Source organism: Janthinobacterium kumbetense, from assembly GCF_023703445.1.
In the GTDB taxonomy this organism is placed as follows: domain Bacteria; phylum Pseudomonadota; class Gammaproteobacteria; order Burkholderiales; family Burkholderiaceae_D; genus Janthinobacterium; species Janthinobacterium kumbetense.
Genome location: NZ_JAMQGR010000002.1, coordinates 199,575 through 219,845 on the forward strand (window position 1 = coordinate 199,575; position 20,271 = coordinate 219,845).

General features: G+C 64.6%; 17 protein-coding genes. 3 read left to right on the forward strand and 14 right to left on the reverse strand.

Translation table 11 applies throughout. The features are described from left to right. The first annotated feature begins 48 nt into the window (after nucleotides 1–48). Nucleotides 49–2,028 (forward strand): monovalent cation:proton antiporter family protein, encoded by a 1,980-nt coding sequence (locus NCG91_RS08290; protein WP_251349353.1) that lies wholly within the window; start codon nucleotides 49–51, stop codon nucleotides 2,026–2,028. On the opposite strand, the gene NCG91_RS08295 is transcribed toward NCG91_RS08290, so the two are convergent. The 3 genes from NCG91_RS08295 to NCG91_RS08305 all read right to left on the reverse strand — a co-directional run bounded on the left by NCG91_RS08295 (nucleotide 2,029) and on the right by NCG91_RS08305 (nucleotide 5,298). Further along, nucleotides 2,029–3,189, reverse strand: coding sequence for a GGDEF domain-containing protein (locus tag NCG91_RS08295; protein ID WP_077398937.1), 1,161 nt, complete (start codon nucleotides 3,187–3,189; stop codon nucleotides 2,029–2,031). 34 nt (nucleotides 3,190–3,223) lie between these two features. After that, nucleotides 3,224–4,075 (reverse strand): MOSC domain-containing protein, encoded by an 852-nt coding sequence (locus tag NCG91_RS08300; protein WP_251349354.1) that lies wholly within the window; start codon nucleotides 4,073–4,075, stop codon nucleotides 3,224–3,226. Nucleotides 4,076–4,203: 128 nt separating this feature from the next. After that, a complete protein-coding gene (locus tag NCG91_RS08305; RefSeq protein WP_099665695.1) occupies nucleotides 4,204–5,298 on the reverse strand; it encodes a type II asparaginase in 1,095 nt (364 codons plus the stop codon). A gap of 133 nt (nucleotides 5,299–5,431) precedes the next feature. Here NCG91_RS08305 and NCG91_RS08310 point away from each other — a divergent pair, with 133 nt between their 5' ends. Both NCG91_RS08310 and NCG91_RS08315 read left to right on the forward strand, forming a co-directional pair. After that, nucleotides 5,432–5,926: a hypothetical protein gene (locus tag NCG91_RS08310; protein ID WP_251349355.1), complete on the forward strand. Its 495-nt coding sequence runs from the start codon at nucleotides 5,432–5,434 to the stop codon at nucleotides 5,924–5,926. Beyond that, nucleotides 5,923–6,759, forward strand: coding sequence for a MipA/OmpV family protein (locus NCG91_RS08315; protein ID WP_251349356.1), 837 nt, complete (start codon nucleotides 5,923–5,925; stop codon nucleotides 6,757–6,759). Before NCG91_RS08310 ends, NCG91_RS08315 begins: the two co-directional genes overlap by 4 nt. 12 nt (nucleotides 6,760–6,771) lie before the next feature. On the opposite strand, the gene NCG91_RS08320 is transcribed toward NCG91_RS08315, so the two are convergent. The 11 genes from NCG91_RS08320 to NCG91_RS08370 form a co-directional block, all read right to left on the reverse strand. Further along, nucleotides 6,772–9,225, reverse strand: coding sequence for a TonB-dependent receptor (locus NCG91_RS08320; protein WP_251349357.1), 2,454 nt, complete (start codon nucleotides 9,223–9,225; stop codon nucleotides 6,772–6,774). Between the two features lie 106 nt (nucleotides 9,226–9,331). Further along, the gene (locus NCG91_RS08325; RefSeq protein WP_251349358.1) at nucleotides 9,332–10,315 is read right to left on the reverse strand and encodes a siderophore ABC transporter substrate-binding protein; all 984 of its coding nucleotides are present in this window, start codon (nucleotides 10,313–10,315) and stop codon (nucleotides 9,332–9,334) included. Nucleotide 10,316: 1 nt separating this feature from the next. Then, nucleotides 10,317–11,087, reverse strand: a complete 771-nt coding sequence (locus NCG91_RS08330; RefSeq protein WP_251349359.1) for an iron ABC transporter ATP-binding protein — start codon at nucleotides 11,085–11,087, stop codon at nucleotides 10,317–10,319. Continuing rightward, a complete protein-coding gene (locus NCG91_RS08335; RefSeq protein WP_251349360.1) occupies nucleotides 11,084–12,034 on the reverse strand; it encodes an iron chelate uptake ABC transporter family permease subunit in 951 nt (316 codons plus the stop codon). Before NCG91_RS08335 ends, NCG91_RS08330 begins: the two co-directional genes overlap by 4 nt. Then, nucleotides 12,031–12,987, reverse strand: a complete 957-nt coding sequence (locus NCG91_RS08340) for an ABC transporter permease (protein WP_251349361.1) — start codon at nucleotides 12,985–12,987, stop codon at nucleotides 12,031–12,033. The genes NCG91_RS08335 and NCG91_RS08340 overlap by 4 nt, the downstream gene beginning before the upstream one ends. Then, complete coding sequence (locus NCG91_RS08345) at nucleotides 12,984–14,768, reverse strand: ABC transporter ATP-binding protein (RefSeq protein ID WP_251349362.1); 1,785 nt, start codon at nucleotides 14,766–14,768, stop codon at nucleotides 12,984–12,986. The genes NCG91_RS08340 and NCG91_RS08345 overlap by 4 nt, the downstream gene beginning before the upstream one ends. Then, nucleotides 14,762–16,528, reverse strand: coding sequence for an ABC transporter ATP-binding protein (locus NCG91_RS08350; protein ID WP_251349363.1), 1,767 nt, complete (start codon nucleotides 16,526–16,528; stop codon nucleotides 14,762–14,764). Before NCG91_RS08350 ends, NCG91_RS08345 begins: the two co-directional genes overlap by 7 nt. Before the next feature lie 103 nt (nucleotides 16,529–16,631). Beyond that, nucleotides 16,632–17,612 carry a FecR domain-containing protein gene (locus NCG91_RS08355; protein ID WP_099665705.1) on the reverse strand — a complete coding sequence of 327 codons (981 nt, stop codon included), beginning with the start codon at nucleotides 17,610–17,612 and terminating at the stop codon, nucleotides 16,632–16,634. 3 nt (nucleotides 17,613–17,615) lie between these two features. Further along, complete coding sequence (locus NCG91_RS08360; RefSeq protein ID WP_251349364.1) at nucleotides 17,616–18,134, reverse strand: sigma-70 family RNA polymerase sigma factor; 519 nt, start codon at nucleotides 18,132–18,134, stop codon at nucleotides 17,616–17,618. A gap of 121 nt (nucleotides 18,135–18,255) precedes the next feature. Beyond that, on the reverse strand, nucleotides 18,256–19,668 hold the full coding sequence (locus NCG91_RS08365; RefSeq protein WP_251349365.1) for a lipopolysaccharide biosynthesis protein: 1,413 nt from the start codon (nucleotides 19,666–19,668) through the stop codon (nucleotides 18,256–18,258). A gap of 21 nt (nucleotides 19,669–19,689) precedes the next feature. Continuing rightward, entirely contained in the window at nucleotides 19,690–20,238 is a 549-nt protein-coding gene (locus NCG91_RS08370) for a dTDP-4-dehydrorhamnose 3,5-epimerase family protein (RefSeq protein ID WP_251349366.1), read from the reverse strand. Nucleotides 20,239–20,271 lie beyond the last annotated feature (33 nt).

A 20,271-nucleotide genomic window follows, 5' to 3' on the forward strand; every position in this document is an offset into this window, starting at 1 on the left:
TGCCAGTCACAACAAACAACGATTTCCATTGACCGTACCGGGCAACCCATGTTTTCCTCGCTTGAACTGACCCTGATGTTACTCGGCAGCGCCGTGCTGGGCGTGGTCGCTTTCAGAATGTTGCATTTGCCGCCCATGCTGGGCTACCTGGCCGTCGGCATCGTCATCGGCCCCCACGCGCTGGGCCTGGCGGCGGAAAACGAGGCCAGCCACACCTTGGCCGAGTTCGGCGTCGTCTTCCTGATGTTTTCCATCGGGCTCGAATTTTCTCTTCCCAAGTTCCTCGCCATGCGGCGCATCGTCTTCGGCCTCGGCATGGCGCAGGTGGTCACCACCATCATCGCCACCGTCGTCTTCGGCTGGTTTGTCGCCCGCTACCTGTCCGCCTACATCCACCTGAGCTGGCAAGCCGCCTTCGCCCTGGGCGGCGCGCTGGCCATGTCGTCGACGGCCATCGTCTCGAAAATGCTCACGGAGCGGCTGGAACTGGAAAGCGAACACGGCCGCAAGATCATCGGCATCCTGCTGTTCCAGGACTTGGCCGTCGTGCCCCTGCTGATCCTGATTCCCGCCCTCACCCGCGATTCGGACAACCTGGCCGAAACACTGGCCTGGGCCGGCGGCAAGGCCCTCGTGGTGCTCATTTTGCTGCTGTTCATCGGCCAGAAGATGGTACGCGGCTGGTTGACCATCGTCGCCAAGCGCCGCTCGCAAGAGTTGTTCATGCTCAACCTGCTGCTGATTACCCTGGGGGCGGCGTGGATCACGGAACGGGCAGGATTGTCGCTGGCCCTGGGGGCCTTTGTTGCCGGCATGCTCATTTCCGAGACGGAATTCAAGCACCAGGTGGAAGAGGATATCAAGCCTTTCCGCGACGTGCTGCTGGGCCTGTTCTTCATCACCGTCGGCATGCTGCTCAATATCCGCGTGGTGTTTGAGAACTGGTGGCTCGTGCTGCTCTTGCTGTGCGGCCCCGTGCTGCTGAAATTCGCCCTGATCGCGGGCCTGGCCCGGCTGTTCGGCTCCAGCAACGGCGTTGCCTTGCGCACGGGGCTGGGCCTGGCGCAGGCGGGCGAATTCGGCTTCGTACTGCTGAACCTGGCCGGCGGCATCAAGCTGATGGACCCGTTCGTCGTGCAGGTGGTGCTGGCGTCGATGGTGCTGTCGATGCTGGCGGCGCCCTTCCTCATCGCCAAGTCCGACGCCATCGTCATGAAACTGGCGGCCAACGACTGGATGATGCAATCCTTGGCGCTGACGAAGATCGCCACGCGCACCATGGCGTCGCAGAAACACGTGCTGATTGCCGGCTTCGGACGCAGCGGGCAAAGCCTGGCAACCCTGCTGGCGGAAGAAAAGATCGAATACCACGCGCTGGACCTGGACCCGGAACGGGTGCAGGAAGCGCAGCTGGCCGGCGCCCACGTGTCGTACGGCGACGCGGGCCGGCGCGAAAGCCTGGTAGCGGCCGGTATCTACCGGGCCAGCGCCGTGGTGATCACGTACGCCAACACGCCTTCGGCACTGAAATTATTGCATTTACTCAACGAAATGGCGCCCACCTTGCCCGTCATCGTGCGCAGCCACGACGATACCGACCTCGACCAGCTGAAGAAGGCGGGCGCGGCCGAAGTGGTGCCGGAATTGATGGAAGGCAGCCTGATGCTCGCTTCGCACGCGCTGATCATGATGGGCGTGCCCCTGCGCCGCGTGGTGCACCGGGTGCAGGCCGCGCGCGAGGAGCGTTATGCCTCGCTGCGCGGCTATTTCCACGGTTCCAGCGATGCGGGCGACGATGCCGAGCTGGAACGCCTGCATACGGTCACCGTCAGCGACGGCGCGCACTGCGTGGACTTGCCCTTGAGTGCGATCGACGTGGCCGGCTGCGGCGCGTTTGTCACGGCCATCCGCCGCGGCCGCGGCCGCCTCGACGTCACCCCCGAGACGCAGCTGGCCAGCGGCGACGTGGTGGTGCTGCGCGGCACGGCCGACGCCGTGGCCAAAGCGGAAACATTACTATTAAAATAACTATTCGGACGGTGCCTGCCAGCTGATGACCTTGTTGCGGCCATCGGCCTTGGCCTGGTACAGGGCCTGGTCGGCGTGCGCCACCAGTTGCTGCGCCACCGTTTCGATCGGCAGCAGCGCCGCGTCCGCTTCCAGGCTGGCCACGCCGATCGAGACGCTGACCCACGCTTGCGCGCTGCCCGGCAAGTCGAACATGGTGCCGGCGATGCTGGCGCGGATGCGTTCGGCAACGAACGTCGCACTGTCGAGGTCAGCGTCGATCAGCAGCACGACGAATTCCTCGCCGCCGAAGCGGCCCAGCGCATCGGAGCGCCGCAATTCCGTGCGGATGCGCGTGGCCACTTCGCGCAGCACTTCATCGCCGCCCTGGTGGCCATAGGTGTCATTGACCAGCTTGAAATGGTCGATATCGATATACATGCATGAAATGCAATAATTCTGGCGCCGCGCGCGGGCGATTTCTTCCAGCAGCCGGCGGTCGATATAACGGCGGTTGTAGACGCCCGTCAAGGAATCGGTCAAGCCGATGTATTTCAGCATTTCATTGCTGATCACGTTTTCCAGGCAAATGGCGATGATGGAAGCCATGTGCTTGATGAAATCCGTGCCCAGCACGGGCGTAAAGCGCGTCACGTCGCTGCTGGCCAGGTTCAGGCTGCCGATCAGGCGCTTGTTGCGCAGCAAGGGCACCAGCGCCACGCTGCGCAGGGGCGAGTCGATGCCCGGGAAACGCGGGCCATGCACGGCGGCATCGAAGGCGCCCAGCAGCGGCAGCGGCGGCAAGGCCGCTTCGCCCTCGGCCACGGGCGCCGACGGGGCAAAACCCAGCTCCGCCACGGCATGTACGAACAGCAACTGCGGGAAGGCGCTGAAATCGACGCCCAGCTTTTCCATCACCAGCACGATATCGTCATCCTCGTCGAGCAGGCTCAAAGTGACGCCGTCGAGGTCGGAAATCACGGGCAAGGTGCGGAAAATGGTGCCGATCAGTTCGGGAAACGTGGACGCGCCGACGATTTCCAGATCAAACGCCTGGTGGCGGCACATGATGTCGTGGTTGCGCTCGACCTGTTCCAACAGGAAAGCCATGCGCGCCCGCAAGGCCTGGTTTTCGGCTTCGAGGCTGGCAATGCGCGGGTCCGGCGGTATTGCTTGATTCATAGAAACCTTAAACCCTTCTGTGCGGGCGCCATGCTTAAAATGCCAGTTCGAAACCGATGTCCTGCCCCACTACGATACGCTCATCGCCGCCTTCGGTGACGATGGCGTTCATGCCGAAGCAGATGGCGCCGTCAAGCTCGGGCTTGGCGCGGTAGCCATGCATGACGTCGAGCGGGTCCGGTCCGGGCACGCCCGTGGCCTGGTCCACCGACGGAATCGGGCAGCGCGAGCACGGCTTGACGGGTTTTAACACGGTCGCGCCGAATTGCAGGAAGTCGGCGTAGTCTTCCTCGAAGGCGCCGATATCGCCGATGACGAGGTTGGGACGGAAACGGTTCATCGGCAAGGCCTCGCGGCCGGCGGCACGCAGCTTGTCATTGACATCGGCTAGCGAGGCGCTGCCGGCGATCAGCACCGGATAGCCATCGGCAAACATGGTCGAGGCGGCCACGCCATCCGTCCACTTCGTGCTGGTGGCGCGCACCACGTCCGGGTGAAAGCGCACGAGGCGGCACGGCACGCCGATGGCGTTGGTAAACCAGGTGGCCGTGACGTCGTCGCAATCGTAGGCGCGCACGGTATCGTCCCACACTTGCACGTCCAGCATGGGCGCCAGTTGCGGATGCGGCAAGCCCAGCTCGATTTCCAGCCGCAACATGCCCGGCGCGCGCAATTCCAGGGTGGTGGCCTTGATGGACGGCACGATCAGCGCCATGCGCGGATGTTCGCGCTGCGTCAGGAAGCGGCCGTGCTCGTCCACCACCATCCATTCGCGGTCGAACACGTGTTCGCTCATCAGCCCTGAGCGCGTCAGGACCGCCTCACGCAAATGGATGCCGGCGCACGATTTGATCGGATACAGGATGATGTCGGACAGGATAGCCATGGACAGGGGAGAAGGAACAGTGTTGCTGCTTCAGCCAGGAAGTTATTCAAAAACGAAGTATGGCAGCAAAGCGGGCAAGCGTAAATCCGCCAAGCCCAGCCGCAGTGGCCGGGCCGGCGTGACGGCGATCAATACGTGTAGAAAATACGCTGGATTTCTTGCGTACTATTGGTTTTGGTCAAGGCCAGCATCAGCAGGATGCGGGCTTTTTGCGGGTTCAGGGTGTCGGATACGACACTGTCGAGTTCATCGTCGTTGGCTTCGCCATTGCGCGCCACAATGCCCTGGCCAACGCGGCTCGAACGCACGATCAGCACGCCCTTCTGGCGCGCTTCCACCAGGGCCGGCTTCATTTGCGCGGCCACGCTGCCGTCGCCCACGCCCGCGTGGATGATGCCCTTGGCGCCGGCGGCGATGAAGGCGTCCATGCCGACGCGGTTCATGTTGGCGTAGCCGTAGACGATGTCCACTTGCGGCAAGGCATCGAGCTTGCTGATATCAAATTCCGATTCCAGCGTGTGCTTGCGCGTCGACTGGCGGTAGAAGAAAGCCTTGCTGCCCTGGATGTAGCCGAGCATGCCCAGTTCCGGCGACTTGAAGGTGTCGGTGGTCGAGGTGTTGGTTTTGGTCACTTCGCGCGCGGCGTTGATCTGGTCGTTCAAGGCCACCAAGACGCCCTTGCCCACGGCTTCCTTGCTGCCCGCCAGCATCACGGCGTTGTACAGATTGATGGGGCCGTCAGCCGAGATGGCCGTCGACGGACGCATGGCGCCCACCACCACCACCGGTTTATGGCTCTTCACGGTCAGGTTCAGGAAATACGCCGTTTCCTCGATGGTGTCGGTGCCGTGCGTGACGACCACGCCATCGACATCGCTCGAGGCCAGCAGCACGTTGATGCGCTTGGCCAGGGCCAGCCAGTGGCTATTGCCCATGCTTTCGCTGGCGATCTGGAACACTTGCTCGCCTTTCACGTTCGCCACTTTTTTCAATTCCGGCACGGCCGCGATCAGGCGCTCGACACCCACGGTGGCCGAGGTGTAGCCGACGGTGGTGGTGCTGTCGGCGCCGCTGCCGGCGATGGTGCCGCCCGTGGCCAGGATCACCACATTCGGCAATTTGACGGCCGCCTGCTGCGCGCGCGCGGGGGAAGCGGCGATAAAGCCCATCAGCATGGTAGCCAGCATCAGCTGTGCACAAGAATGGAATTTGCGTGAAAACATGGTGCTCCCGTGAGGTGTACTGTCAAAAATAACAAAGTCGTGTGCAAATTATATGTCATCCATGCCAGGGCAAATCCCGAATTCATGTGTATCGCGCAAACGTGCGCGCCTTCCCTTGCGCTACAGTGGCGCCATGTCCACACTGCCGCCCATCCGGTCTTGCCTCCTCCTGCCGTTCGTCTTGATGGCGCTCAATGCCTGCGCCACGCAAATCGAACTGCGCACGGCGGCGCAACAGGAACAATGGGGGCGTGAAGCGGCCAGCCAGGGGGACTGGACACAAGCCATGCGCAACTACGCGGACGCCGTCGGGAACGTCGAACTGGGCCACGGCGATCTCGCTTGGCAAGCACGGCTGCACCACCAGGCGGGACGCGCCGCCAGCGGGGCCTGCCGCTACGATGCGGCCGAATTTCATTTCCGCCAGGCCATCGCGCTGGCGAAACGCAGCAAACAATCGAGCGCCCTCGACTACAAGGCGCTGATCGACCTGTATGAACGCGAGGGCAAGGCGACGGAAGCCTTGGCCGTGCGCAATGAACTGGGGTTTCATCAATCGTGGGCACTGGGCGCCTTTGCCGACCTGGAATCGCTGCCGGCGGGCAAACCTTGCGGAGTTGCTCGATGAATATCGCACGCACCTTGCTGGCCGCCTCCACCCTCTGCGCCACCATGGCGCCGGCGCGCGCCGTCGAAGCACCGCTGCCCTTATGGGAAGCGGGCGTATTGGGCGGCACGGCCGTCACTCCCGCCTATCCGGGCGCCAGCGAACGCTCGATGCGCAGCCTGGCCCTGCCCTATCTGATTTATCGCGGGAAAGTCTTGCGCGCCGACCGCTCCGGCGTGGGCGCGCGCCTGTTCAATACGGAGCGATTCGATTTCGATATCGGTTTTGCCCTGTCCTTGCCGGCCAGGTCCAGCGACGTGCCGGCCCGGCGCGGCATGCCGGACCTGGGTACCCTGGTGGAATTTGGCCCGCGCCTGAAAATCAGGCTGGCCGAGCCGACGCAGCACAGCCGCCTGGGGCTGGAGCTGCCCTTGCGCGCCGTCATCGAAGCGCGCGGCGGCCTGCGCCGCCAAGGCACCACCTTCGAGCCGCGCCTCGTCTACGCGCTGCAAGACGGGCAGCAGGCCTGGCACGTCGATGCCAGCGTCGGCGCCGTGCTGGGCAATGCCACCATCAACGATTACTTGTATAGCGTCAGCCCCGCATTTGCCACCGGCCAGCGCCCCGCGTATGCGGCAAAAAGCGGGCTGATGCTCACGCGGCTGGGCCTGGGCGGTTCGTACCGGCTGCAGCGGGACTGGCGCGCCTTTGCCTTTGTACGCTACGACACTTACACAGGCGCCGCCAACCGCGCCAGTCCCCTGCTGCGCCAGAACAGCGGCACCTCGGCCGGCATCGGCCTGATGTGGACGTGGCAACGTTCAAGCAGCCTGGCGCGGGGCCCGGACGACTAGCGGCTAGACGGCTTAAAACTCCGTCGTGGCCGACAACATGACCGTGCGCGGCGCGCCCAGGCCCAGGCTGGTCCATTGCGGCAGCGCCCAGTACGCCCTGTTGCCGACGTTCGTCACGCTGGCGCGCACCGTCAGGGGCCGACCCGCCGCCTTCGTCGCATAGCGGGCGCCCAGGTCAAACACGGTGCGGCCCGGTACGGACATCGAATTGTCGGCATTGATATATTGCTTCGATGCCGCCGTCGCGTTCGCCGTCAGGGTCACGCCAGGGATGGCGGGCGTATCCCACTCGACGCCCAGCTTGGCTTGCAGCTTGGGCACGCCCGTCGCCTGCTTGCCCTGGTTGGCGCCGCCCATGGTCTTGCTCAAGACCGGGTCGACATACGCCACGCCGCCCATCAGGCGCACGTCGCGCAGGGGCGAGCCGAAGAAGCCCCAATCGATGCCGCGGTTGCGTTGTTCTCCGCCAAAGGAAAAGATATTGCTGACCGGGTCGACATAGCTGCTGGGCCGCTTGATTTCATACACGCTGACCGTATGCGCGAACTCGCCCAGGTCGACCTTGACGCCAAGCTCCGCCTGCTTCGATTTGTATGGAGCAAAGACCTCGCCCGAGTTGGCGGCCGTCAACGGCGCCGTGGCGCCCTGGCTCAAGCCTTCGATGTAGTTGCCGTACAGGGACACCGTTTTGCTCGCCTTGACCAGCAGGGCGACGGCGGGCGTGGTGGCGCTTTCGTCATAGCGCGAGGTGCGCGCGCCCGTCTTGATGTTGAAGTTGTCGCTGAGCACTTCCTGACGGCGCAAGCCCACCGTCAGCTGCACGGTGTCTTGCGCAAAGGAAAGTGTATCGACCAGGCCAAAGCTGGCCAGGCGCAGTTCCGCCTTGGAAATTTGCGGCGCGTCGAAGCGCGTCGCCGGGCCCCAGACGGGATGGTAGATATTCGTGATCCAGTCTTTCGCCAGGGTATTCCTGCGCCCATACTGTTTGTCCGTGTGGTGATAATACGTGGCGTTGACGGCCCATTGATGGCCGATATCGCCCGTGCGCAACTTGCCCCGCAAACCCGCTTCCGCCGACTGTTTTTCCACGTCGAAGCCCAGGTCGGCGACGTTGGTGCGGTAATCGCCGGCCGTGTTGAATACCTGGATCAGGTAGGCGCCCGTCGACTGGTAGTCGGCCCGGCTGGCGCCCACGGCCGCATACGCCATCACTTGCGCGTTCAAGTCCAGTTCGCCGCGCAGCATGGCGCCCTTGTCCTTGGTATCGTAAAACGCCCAGCTGGGATTGAGCAGGGTTTCCGCTTTCGGCGGACGCGGCACGGGCAAGCCGGGGGCCAGGTTGACGCCCCGGTTCAAGCCATCGGCGCGGTCCTCGCTGTGATACAGGTCGGCGGACAGGCGCGCGCCATTGCCACGCCAGTCCAGCCCGACCGAGACGAGCCGGGTCTTCTTTTTCTGGTGGTCGATGGCGCCGTCGCCGTCGCGGTAGACACCGTTGACCCGGATGCCGAATTGCTGATTCTCGCCAAAACGTTGGCCCAGATCAATATGCCCGCCCCATTGCGAGTCCGACATGTACGACGCCGTCACGCGCGCCAGCGGCGCATCGCCCGCGCGCTTGGGCACGAGGTTGATGCTGCCGCCCACGGAACCACCCGGTGGCATGCCGTTGAGCAAGGCCGATGGCCCTTTCAGCACCTCGATGCGCTCGAACATTTCAGGCGACGTGCGGTAGTACGGCGAAATGCCGTACAGTCCGCCAAACGCGACGTCGCCGATATTCGAGCTGAAGCCCCGTATCGAATAATTCTCGCCGATGATGCCCGTCATGCCGCTGCTGAAGACGGTAGGGTCGGCGGCGGAAATCACGTCGGTGATGTCGCGCGCTTGCCGGTCTTCGATGAATTTATCCGTATAGCTGATGGTGTTGAACGGCGTTTCCATGAAATCCTTGTCGCCAAGAAATCCCACGCGGCCGCCGGATGCCACTTGTCCGCCTGCGTAGGCATCCGTCACGCTGTTGCCCTTGCCCCACACCGTCACGGCCGGCATGGTGGCGGCGGCTTCGGCGGCGGCGCTGTGCGCCGGTTCGCGGCGCACCGTGTAGCTGCCATTGCCCTCGCGCACGGCTTGCAAGCCATGGCCGCGCAGCAATTCGTAAAAGCCTTCGGGTACGCTGTAGCTGCCGGACAGGCCGGCGCTGTTCTTGCCTTGCAGCAAGCTAGCCTCGACCGTCAATTCGACGCCTGCCTCGGCCGCGAAAGTGTTGAGCGCCAGGCCCAACGTACCGGCCGGCACGCTGAACGCTTGCCGGGCCTGGCCCGCCGCCGCTTGCGCATAGGCCGGCGGGGCCGCCACGCCCAGCGCCCCCACGGTCAAGCCCGTGATGAGCGCCAGTTGCACGGCGGTGGCGATACGACTCAGGTTCAAGGCGGGAAGATGGCGGGTTGCCATGCGTTGGGTCATAAAGTAAATCCTTTCAGAAGGGATGATTGCTTGTTCTCACCCTATCTCCCGAACGAAAAGGCAAAACCCTCAATGCAAATACGACTCATTACGAAAATAATTTATCTCACTGATAACCCTTGAGCACGTCGTCGATCACCCGTTTCAGCGACGTCACGCTGGCCGCCGTGATGTACCAGGCATCCGCATCGACGAAGACCACGCGGCCGTTCTTCCACGCATTCGTCTGGCGCAACAGCGGATTGGCCATCTGTTCGGCCGTCATGACGGGACGGTGTTCCATTACGGCCGTGCGGTCCACCACATAGATGATGTCGGGATTGGCTTGCTGGATGAACTCGCTGGAAATGGGCTGGCCATGCAAGCCCGCCTCGATGGCCGAACTGGCAGGTTTCACGCCCAGCGCGTCGAAAACAAAACCGTAGCGCGACCGCACGCCGAAGGAGCTGAAGGCGCCGTTGTTGTGCAGCACGATCAGCGCCTTCTCGGGACGCTCCTGCGTCACCTTGCGCGCATCCGACACCTTCGCATCGAGCTCCGCGGCTTTCCGGCTGGCAATGTCTTCCTTGCCGAAGATGCGCCCCAGTGTCAGCAAGTGTTGCTTGACCACCTCGATGTGCTTGCTCTCGCTGTTCTGGTAATCCACGTCGAAATGCACCGTGGGCGCGATCTGGCTCAGTTCCTTGTAGTGGTTGGCCTGGATCGACGTCATCAGTATCAGGTCGGGCCGAAGCGCATGGATATGCTCGAGATTCGGCTGCACGATGGCGCCCAGGTCGCGGATGCCCTGGTCTTCCTTGTAGCGGGTAAGAAAGTGCGGCACGTAATCCTTCACCATGCCGGCCACGGGCACGCCCAGCTGGTCGAGGAAATCGACTTCGTTCATGTCGAGCACGGCCACCCTCTGCGGACGATGTGTGAGCACCGTCGTGCCCAGCTTGTGCTCGATGGTGATGGGCGCAAACGCCTGCGGTGGCGCGGAGGCGGCAGGCGCTGGCGGCGTCGTGGCTGCCTTGTCGGTGCAGCCTTGCAGGACGGCCATGGCGGCGAACAGCACGGCCAGCGCGCAGCGGGGTTTGTTGCAGATCATGTCAAGCTCCTGTGGGGGTGAAGTAATTGCAGACGCAGCCGCGCTCGTCGCGCACGATGTGGAAATCGATGTCGTACAGGGCGCGCAAGCGTTCCTCGGTGACGACCTCATGGGCGGGGCCGGAAAAGCGCACGGTGCCGCCCTGCATGGCGACGATGTGGTCCGAATAATTGGCGGCGAAATTGATGTCGTGGATCACCAGGATCACCGTGCGGCCCTGCTCGTCGCACAGGCGGCGCAGCGCGCGCATGATTTGCACGGCGTGTTTCATGTCGAGGTTGTTGAGCGGCTCGTCGAGCAGCAGAATATCGGTCTGCTGGGCGATCGTCATGGCCAGGAAGGCCATCTGCCGCTGGCCGCCGCTCAGCTCATCGACATACGCCAGGCGCAGATGCTCCAGCGACAGGAAGGCGATGGCGTCATCGATGGCTTGCCGGTCCTGCTCTGTCAACGCGCCTCGGCTGTAGGGAAAGCGGCCGAAGGCGACCAGCTCTTCCACCGTCAGGCGCAAGTGAAAATCGGGCGACTGGCGCAGGGTGGCCACGAGTCGCGCATAGTCCCGGATCTGGATGGCTGCAATGCTGCGCCCGTCTATCATAATCTCGCCGCCTTGCGCTTCCTGCAGACGCGCGATGAGCATCAGCAAGGTCGTCTTGCCGGCGCCGTTCGGGCCGATCAAGGACGTCACTTTTCCCCTGGGAAACTGCGCGCTGACCTTGGCCAGTACGCGCTTTTCGCCGTAGCTTTTGTCAATCTGTTTGACGTGGATCATGCTGTGCCTCGGGTGCGGACCATGAGCGCGAGGAAATAAGCGCCACACACCAGGTTGACGAGGATGCCAACCGTGGTCCGGTAGTTGAAAACGTGCTCGACCAGCAACTGGGCGGCCAGGAAGATGACGATGGCGATGGCGCAGCCCAGCGGCAAGGTGACGCGATGGCGCGCCGTGCGGGCCAGGGCGTAAGTCGTGTTCGCTACAAAGATGCCCATGAAGGCCGTCGGTCCCAGCAAGCTCGTCGACACCGCCACCAGCACGGCGATCAGCGCCAGCTGCAGCCGCACCATGCGCCGGTAATCGATACCGAGCGAGATGGCCTGTTCGCGCCCCAGCGCCAGCACGTCGAGCGCCGGCAAGGTTTTCAGCACGGCCACGCAGGCGGCGCCCGCCAGCACGGCCGAGTACAGCAACTGCACGGGCTGCGCCTTGTTGAACGAGGCCTGGCTGAATCCTTGCAAGATGGCAAATTCACCGGGACTGATGCGCAGCTGGATGAACTGGGTAAATGTGCCAATCACCATCGTCAGCACGAATCCCAGCAGCAACAGGAAATACACGTTGTTCTTGCCATCACGAAACAGCCAATAGTGGATGGCCCAGGAATACGCGAGCATCAGCGCGATCGACACGACAAAATTGCCGTTCTGCCCCAGCAGCACGACGCTGTGCATGCCCATCGCGAGGATCAGCAGCGATTGCAGCAGCAAATACACGGCTTCGTAACCCATGACGGCCGGCGTCAGGATGCGGTTGCCGGCGATGGTCTGGAACACAATCGACGAGACGGCCACGCAAACGCCGCCGATGACGATGGCGGCCAGGCGCGACATGCGCTTGGGAATGACGTAATCGACATCCAGATTTGCGCCGATGAAAAGGAAAGCGAGCGCCAGGGCCAACACGGCCAGCCAGAGCATGCGCTGGTTCAAACGGCGCCTCATCGCCGCCCCCGGATGATCAACATGAGGAACAGCACGCCCCCCACACCCCCTGCCGTCAGGCCGATGGGCACTTCGAATGGATAGATCAGCAAGCGCCCCGCGATGTCGCAGGCGAGCAGCAGCGACGCGCCGCCCAGCGCGACAATGGGCAGGGTGCGGTCCAGCTTGTCGCCGTAGCGCAAGGCCACCAGGTTGGGGATGGCCAGCCCGACAAACGGGATCGCCCCCACCGTGATCACCGTGGCCGCCACCGTGACGGCCACCAGCATCAGACCCAGCGCCACCGTGCTCCCATAGTTCAAGCCCAGGCTGGTAGCCATGCCCTCGCCCATGCCCAGCACCGTAAAGCGCTGCGCATACAGATACGTGAGGGCAACGATGGGCAGGATCAGATAAATAATTTCATAGTTGCCCTGCACGATCTTCGAGAAATCGCCCAGCAGCCAGCCCTGCATGCTTTGCAGGATGTTGTTGCGGTAAGCATAAAACTCGGCCACGGCGCTCAGCACGCCGCCATACACGAGGCCGATGACGGGCACGAGTATCGTGTTCTTGAAGCGGATGCGGCGGATCAGGGCCACATACACGAGGCTGGCGGCAAAGCAGAAGGCCAGCGCGAACGCCATCTTGCCGGCCGTGCCCGCCGCGGGCGCCACGGTGAGCGCCACGAGAATGCCCAGCTTGGCCGCGTCGAGCCCGCCCGAGGTGGCCGGCTCAACAAATTTGTTGCGCACGATGTGCTGCAGGATGACGCCGCACACGGACAGGCCCACGCCCGTCAGCACGAGCGCCGCCAGGCGGGGCAGCCGGCTGGCCGTCAGGGTCAGCCATGCATCGGCGGACGGCGCGTCGGACGAGGACAACAGCTGTGCCCACTCCATCTGCCTGGCGCCCACCAGCAAGGACGCGCAGCACAGCAGGAAGAAGACAAAGAACAGACGCGCGCGTGTCAAATGCGGGACTCCGTGCCAGCCTGGCGGGCGGGCGCGGCGATGCGCCAGCCCTTGGCCGCCTGGCGCTGGGCCAGGAAATGCGCATACAGGCCGTGCTGCGCGCGCAAGGTGGCTGGCGCGCCTTGCTCGCGGATCACGCCACCGTCCAGCACGACGATCTGGTCGGCCATGGCCACCGTCGACAACTGGTGCGCGATGACGATCACCGTGCGCTTGCCGCGCAGCCGCGCCAGCGCTTCGGCGATGGCGGCCTGGTTTTCCGCGTCAAGCGCGGCCGTCGCCTCATCGACCAGCAAAATCGGCGCATCCTTGACCAGGGCGCGGGCAATCGCGATGCGCTGGCGTTCGCCGCCGGACAGGCGCGCGCCGCCCTCGCCGACCAGGGTATCGAGTCCCTGCGGCAGGCGGGCGATGATCTCGGCCACACCCGCCTGGCATGCCGCTTCCCGCACCTCGGCATCGGTGGCGCCGGGCTTGCCGATGCGAATGTTGTCGCCGATGCTGCCCTGGAACAGATAACTGTCCTGGAATATCTGGCTGATCTGGCCAGCCAATTGCTCGCTGGACATATCGCGCACATCGACGCCGCCCACCAGCACCGCGCCTGCACTGGCGTCAAAGAAACGCGCGATCACGCGCACCAGGGTCGTCTTGCCGGAGCCGGACGCGCCGATCAGCGCCGTCATGCTGCCCGGCGCAATCTGCAGGTTGATGCTCGTCAAGACGTCGGCCTGATCCTGTGCATAGCGAAAACCTACGCCGCGCAATTCAACGGCGCCATCGCGCGGCGCTTGCGGCTTGTCTGCTTCCGGCAGCGGCTGCACGGCGAAAATATCGCGCGCCGCGTCGAGCGGACCGCGCGCGCCGCGCAACACTTCGCCATAGCTGGCCACTTCCTGCAGCGGGTCGACAAAGCGCACCACCAGCAGCAAGGCCACGATGACGGCGATGGCGTCGCCCGCGCCGGCAGCACCGCCCGCCAGGCTGTCAAGCCACAGCGCGGCGGCGGCCAGCAAGGCGGCAAAGATGGCTTGCACGGTCCAGGCGTTGAGCACGGACGACAGCGCCGACAGGTAAATGAGCCGCGTGCCCGCGTGGCGCTGCGCATCGATCGCTTGCTGCAGGAAACGCGTGCCGCCGCCATCCCCGTTGCCATTGAATGCGCGCAAGACGGATTGCGCTTGCGCAAACTCAACGAGGCGCTGGCTGGTCTGGGCAAAATGGTGGTGATAGGCATCGTCGGCGCGCTGGCCCAGGTGCGCGGTGAGCCGCAAGGCGCCGGCCAGCAGGGGCAGCGCCAGCAGCGCGATGAGACCCAGCTGCCAGTGCAGCGCGAACAACGCGACGACCATCACGACGGGCGTGACGGCGCCGCAGATGACGGGTGTCAACACGTGGGCGGGCAGCTGGGCCACGTTCATCATGCCTTGCGTGATGACGTGGCCCAGTTTTGCCGTGTTGTCCGGCGTGAACCAGCCGACGGGCAGGCGCGCCACGTGGTCGCCCAGGCGCTGGCGCGCCCCTTGCAGCACCGTCACTCCCACGCGCACGCCGGCCTTTTCCACCTGGCGCCGCCAGGCCCAGCAGGCGACCAGCCCGGCCAGCAGCACCAGCAGCCACAGGACCGCGCCGCCCACGTCGCCGCCCAGCAGGCGGCCCAGGGCCAGCACCAGCGCCGTGATGGTCAATCCGCTGAGCACGCCATACGCGAGCGCCATGGCACAGTAGCGGCGGAACACGGGCGCGTCATCACCCAGCAGTTGAATAAACGTTTTCAGCATGGCAGCACCGCGTCTTCCTGGAAATCCTGATAGCCGCCCAGCGCCCACAGTTGCGCATAGCGGCCCTTGTCGGCGAGCAAGCCGGCATGGCTGCCCTGTTCGACGATGGCGCCGTTCTCGACGACGACGATGTTGTCGGCATGCATCACCGTGTCGAGCCGGTGCGCAATGATGAGCAGGGTGCGGTCCCGGGCAAAGCGCGACAGCGCGTCCTGGATCGCCACCTCGTTTTCCGCATCGGCCGCGGCCGTCGCTTCATCGAGCACCAGCACGGACGGGTCGAGCAGCACGGCACGCGCGATGCTTACGCGCTGCAACTCGCCGCCGGACAATTGCGCATCTTCGCCGATGACGGAATCGTAGCCGCGCGGCAAGGCCAGGAGGCGTTCATGGATATTTGCCAGGCGCGCCGCCTGTTCGATCTCTTGCATGCTGGCCGATGGCCGGCCCAGCGCGATGTTCTCGCGCACGCTGGCGTGGATCAGGCGCACTTCCTGCAGCACGAAACCGATGCGCCGGTACAACTCGGGCGTGGCGATGTGCCGCAGGTCGACGCCGCCCAGGGTGATGCGCCCCTCGGTCGGGTCGAAAAAGCGCAGCAGCAGCCGCGCCAGGGTCGATTTGCCGGAACCGGAAGCGCCGACGATGGCCGTCACCGTGCCGGGCTGCAAAGTCAGCGTGATATCCGACAACACCTTGTTGTGCCCATCGTAGGCATAACTGACGCCTTCCAGGCGGATCTCCGTGCCGTCGGGCAACTGCTGCTCATCCGGCGCCGGCTGCGCCAGCACGGGCGTATCGAGCAAGGCTTGCACGCGCTGGGCCGCTCCCGTGGCGTTGTTGAGGTCATGCGTCAGGTAATGCAGTAGCAGCATGGGCGCGGAAATGCCGGGCGCCACGAGGGCGAACGGCAGGATATCGACGGGCGCCATCCAGCCCAGGGCCACGAAGGCCGTACCGGCAAGCACCACCACGCCCAGCACGGCGACGGGCGCGATCAGCGCGTTGGCATTCGCCATCGAGCCGACCAGCGGACGGGTAAACGCGGCAAACGCCTCCGCAAACGCATCGACGGCCGTGCGGTAGCTGCCGTGCGCGCGTCCCGTGGCGCCAAACGCCTTGACCACGGGAATGCCGTTGACGAATTCCACCACGGCATTGTTGATGCGCCCCATGCCGGCGACGAATTGTTCCATGTTGCCGCTGCTGGCTTTCATGGCGCGGCCGAAGAACAGGAAGAAGCCGGGAAATGGCAGGATGGCGATGAGGGCCAGGCGCCAGTCCATGGCGAACAGGTAGATGACGGAAATGGCGATGGCGCCCACGGCGCGCCCCGTCGTCGTATAAAAGTGCGCCGTGAGGCTGTGCAGGGTATTGATGTCGTCCTGCATCGCCTGCTTGACCTCGCCCGAGGCCCGGCTGGTGAACCAGCCCAGCGGCACCTGTCCCAGGCGCTGCATGGCTTGCAGGCGCAATCGATGCGTGAGGTGGTTGTCGGCCAGGTGTGCGGCCAGTTCGCCTAGCGACATCAGGGCCATGCCGAGGAACAGGCAGGCGACGCTGGCGATGATGACCGGCCACACCTCGCCGTGCGCCAGCGCAGGGTCCAGGGCGATGTGCGCCAGCCGTGCGATGCCCGCCAGCGGCACCAGGGTGAGCATGGATCCCGTGCCGGCCAGCACGGCGGCGGCGATCAGGCGTCCGCGGATGGGGTGCAGTATCCGGCTGATCGGGCCGGGCTGGCGGCGTTGGCTACGCATGGGAAAAACGGGAAAAAACGTGCATAAGGTCAATGAATAAGGGTGGCTCTCACCCTATATCCCGAACGAGAATGCAAAACCCTCAATCGGGCCCGGAAAATTGTCAGGCAGCGGCCTGGGGTATGGCTTGCACCGTCACCCAGTAGCGCGTGCGCGCGAGGATTTGCACGGGCAAGGCCAGCGCCAGGTTATGCAGCGCGCGGTCCGTGTCGCGCAGGGAAAACACGCCATTGACGCTCAAGCTGGCCACGGCCGGGTCGCAGCGCAGCAGGCCGGGGCGATAGCGGGCCAGTTCCGCCAGCAAGTCGTCCAGGCGCATGTTGTCGGCCACCAGCACGCCCTTCGTCCAGGCCGCCGCGCTGGCCGGCACGGGGGCGGCCGATTGCACGATGTCTGCCGAGAAGATGGCGCCGTAGCCCGTGGCGATGCCCACGGCGTGGCCGGGCGCATGCGCGAGGCGTATTTCGACGGCGCCCTCGAAGACGGCCACGCGCGACGTGTGTTCGTCTTGCCGTAAAGTAAAACGCGTGCCCAGCGCCTGCACCGTGCCGTGGCGGCCCTGCACGCGGAAAGGCCGCTGCGCCGGGTCGGGATCGTGCGCCGTGGTGACGAGGATTTCGCCGCTGCGCAGGATCAGCAAGCGCTCGCTGGCGTCGAAGCGCACGTCGATGGCGGACGCCGAGGCCAGCATCACGCGCGTGCCGTCAGGCAAGGTAATCTCGCGGACCTCGCCCGTGGCCGTGCCGTGGCCGGCCGTGGCCACTTGCCAGGCATCCGTGCCGCGCAGCATGTACGCCATGCCGCCCACGGGCAGCAGCACGGCCAGCAGCTTCAGGGCACGGCGGCGGTTCAGGTAGGCGGCGGGCGCCGGTTCGCGCAGCGCGTGCCGGGCCGCATCGCGCGGCACGCTGTGCAGTTTGCCCTCGAACGCTTGCAAACGCTGCCAGGCGATGGCGTGATGCGGATGGGCCGCGCACCAGCGGGCACAGGCAGCCCGGTCTTCGTCGCTGGCGTCATCGGACCACAGGCGCGCCATCCACTGGGCAGCCTGCTGCACGACGGCGGGCGCGATCACCACCTCCATGGCTCAGGCGTCCGGCGCGTGCATGGCCTGGTAGCAGGCCAGCAAACCGGCGGCGATGTATTTTTCGACGGACGAGACGGACACCTGCAATTCGGCGGCGATGTCGCGATAGCTGAGGCCATCGAGTTTGCACAGCAACAGGGCCTTGCGCGCCTTGGCGGGCAACTGGTGCAGCACCGCATCGATTTCCGTCAGCGCCTCGATCACCAGCGCGCGCTCTTCCTCGGACGGCGCCAGCGCCTCGGGCACCAGGGCCAGCACTTCCAGGTAGGCGGCCTCGATCTGGCGACGGCGGTACAGGTCGATGACCATGCCGTTGGCGATCTGCGTCAGGTGACGGCGCGACTCCCCGGCCGGCGGCATGCGCCCCGTCTTCATCAGGTGCAGGTACACATCGTGCGCCAGGTCGGCCGCATCGAAGGCATTGCCGAGTTTACGGCGCAGCAAGCCACGCAGCCAGTGATGGTGGTCGGTGTACAGACTGCTGACTTGCTGCTGAAGCGCTAACTCGGCGGTGCTCACGATACCCTTCCTGTCGCCAACGGCCGGCAAGAACAGGCGCATCGGATTATAAATGAGAATTATTCTCATTGTACGCCGAGTGACGAGGAAAACGCAATACGGCGACGGGCAGCAAACGCCCTCAGCCCTGCTGCCGGACGGGCCTGAACAGCCTGAACGCGGCCCACAGCGAAGGCCGGTAGACGTGCAGTGCGGCAGCGAGCAGCACGCCCCACGCCAGCGGAGCAAGCACCCCCAGGCGCTGGGCAAAAAACGCGTGGCCCGCCGCCAGCAGCGACAGCAGGACGGTGCTCAGGTACAGCGAACGGCGCGGCAACGGACGCCAGACGCGCATGCCCAGCTCCGTCTTGACGACGAAATACACGAGGAAGCCCAGCAGTTGAGACACGGCGGCGCCCGTGGCGCCATGGCGCGGCACCAGCACGGCGCCCACCAGCAAGGTGCCCAGCAAGCCGGCCGCAAAGGCGGCGATGGAAAATGCCGGACGGCGGGCCAGATTGATGCCGACGCCGGTCACTTCCGCCAGGGCATACAGCAGCGGCTGGCCAACCGTGGCCACCGCCATGTACGCGACGCCATGATAGTTGGGAGGCAAGACCCAGCCGATCAGCCAGGCCAGGGCGCCCGCCAGGCAAAAGCCCACCACCACGATGGCCTGCGCATGGCGGCAAATGGCCGCAATATTCGACAGGCCGCCGCCGGCCGCGGCCCACTTGTGTACTTGCGGTATCCAGACAATCGTAAAAATCGATTGCACCAGCCAGGCGCCGGCGGCCACGCGCGTGGCCAGCGCATAAATGCCGAGTTCGTCAAAGCTGGCAAAGAAACGCAGCAAACCCATGCCAGCCGACAACATGAACATATAAAAAATCCCGCTCACCAGCAGGGGCGCAGCCTCGGAAAGCAGGCGCCGCAGCAGCACCCGGTCCACGGCGGTGTTCCAGGCTTGCGCCAGCGATACGCGCGCATGCCACAACAGCCATAGCGTGACCAGCCAGGTGGTGGCCACGACCAGGCTTGCCAGGTGCACGAAATTGCGCTGCGGATCCCACCACAGGACAGGCAGCAGCAACAGCAGCGACATTTTCGGCAATACCTGCGCCAGGCTGAATACCCAGGCGCGCTCCTGCATGCGGAACAGCTGCGCGATCAGGCGATTGGCCAGAGCGCTCAGCATGCCGGCGGCGAACAGGACAGCCAGTGCAGGTTGCGCCACATCAAATAACAGTTGCGCTACGGGCGCGGCAAACACGAGTATCACGGCCAGCGCCACGGGCGCGAGCAGCACGGCCGGCAGCAGGCACGCTTTCAGCAAGCCGCTACGCGCGGTGCTGTAATGGTATTCATGCAGGAAAGCCTTATCCAGCCCCAGTGACAGCAGCAAACCGGCCACCGTGCATGCGGTCATGAAGAAATCCAGCTTGCCGATGTCGGCAGGCGGAAACAGCCAGGCCACGGCAGGCACGGTGGCCAGGCCGCACAGCAGCGACAAGATGGGGCCGGCTGAAAAACCCGCGAGACGGTTCAGGCGCATCGTTCAGCCGGGCCGGGCATCTCAGCCATGCCTGTCGTTGGAGAAACGATAGGGCACCGTGTCCGAATCGGCCGGCACGCGCCAGTGGTCCGGCGCATCATAGCGATACGCATGGTCCACCGCATTGACGAGGATGGCAAGAGTGCTGCAGTAATTTTGCACGCCATGCCAGACGCGCGGCGGCACGACGAGCAGGCCGGGACGCCTGGTGCCCAGCTTGAATTCGTTGAGCATGCCAAAGGTGGGCGACTCCTCGCGCGCGTCGTACAGCACCACGCGCATCTGGCCCGCCGCCACGAACAGGCGGTCCGTCGTGATGGCATGCGCATGCCAGGCGCTCAGTCCGCCCGGCTCCAGGGTCGAGGCGAATATCTGGCCTATCTGTGCCGCATCGGGCACCCATTCGGTGCGGAAAATTTCGGTCAGGCTGCCGTACGCCGTCAAGACAGGCTTGATTTCCTGAAAGATCACGCCATCGATCAAGGAAGGCGTTGCCGGCTTCCATTCCTTGGTAATGCTGACGCCATCCTGCTTCGCGCCAGCCAACAACCAGTTATCTTTCTCAACCACCAGATTTACCCCTAGAATTTTTATTAAAATGCT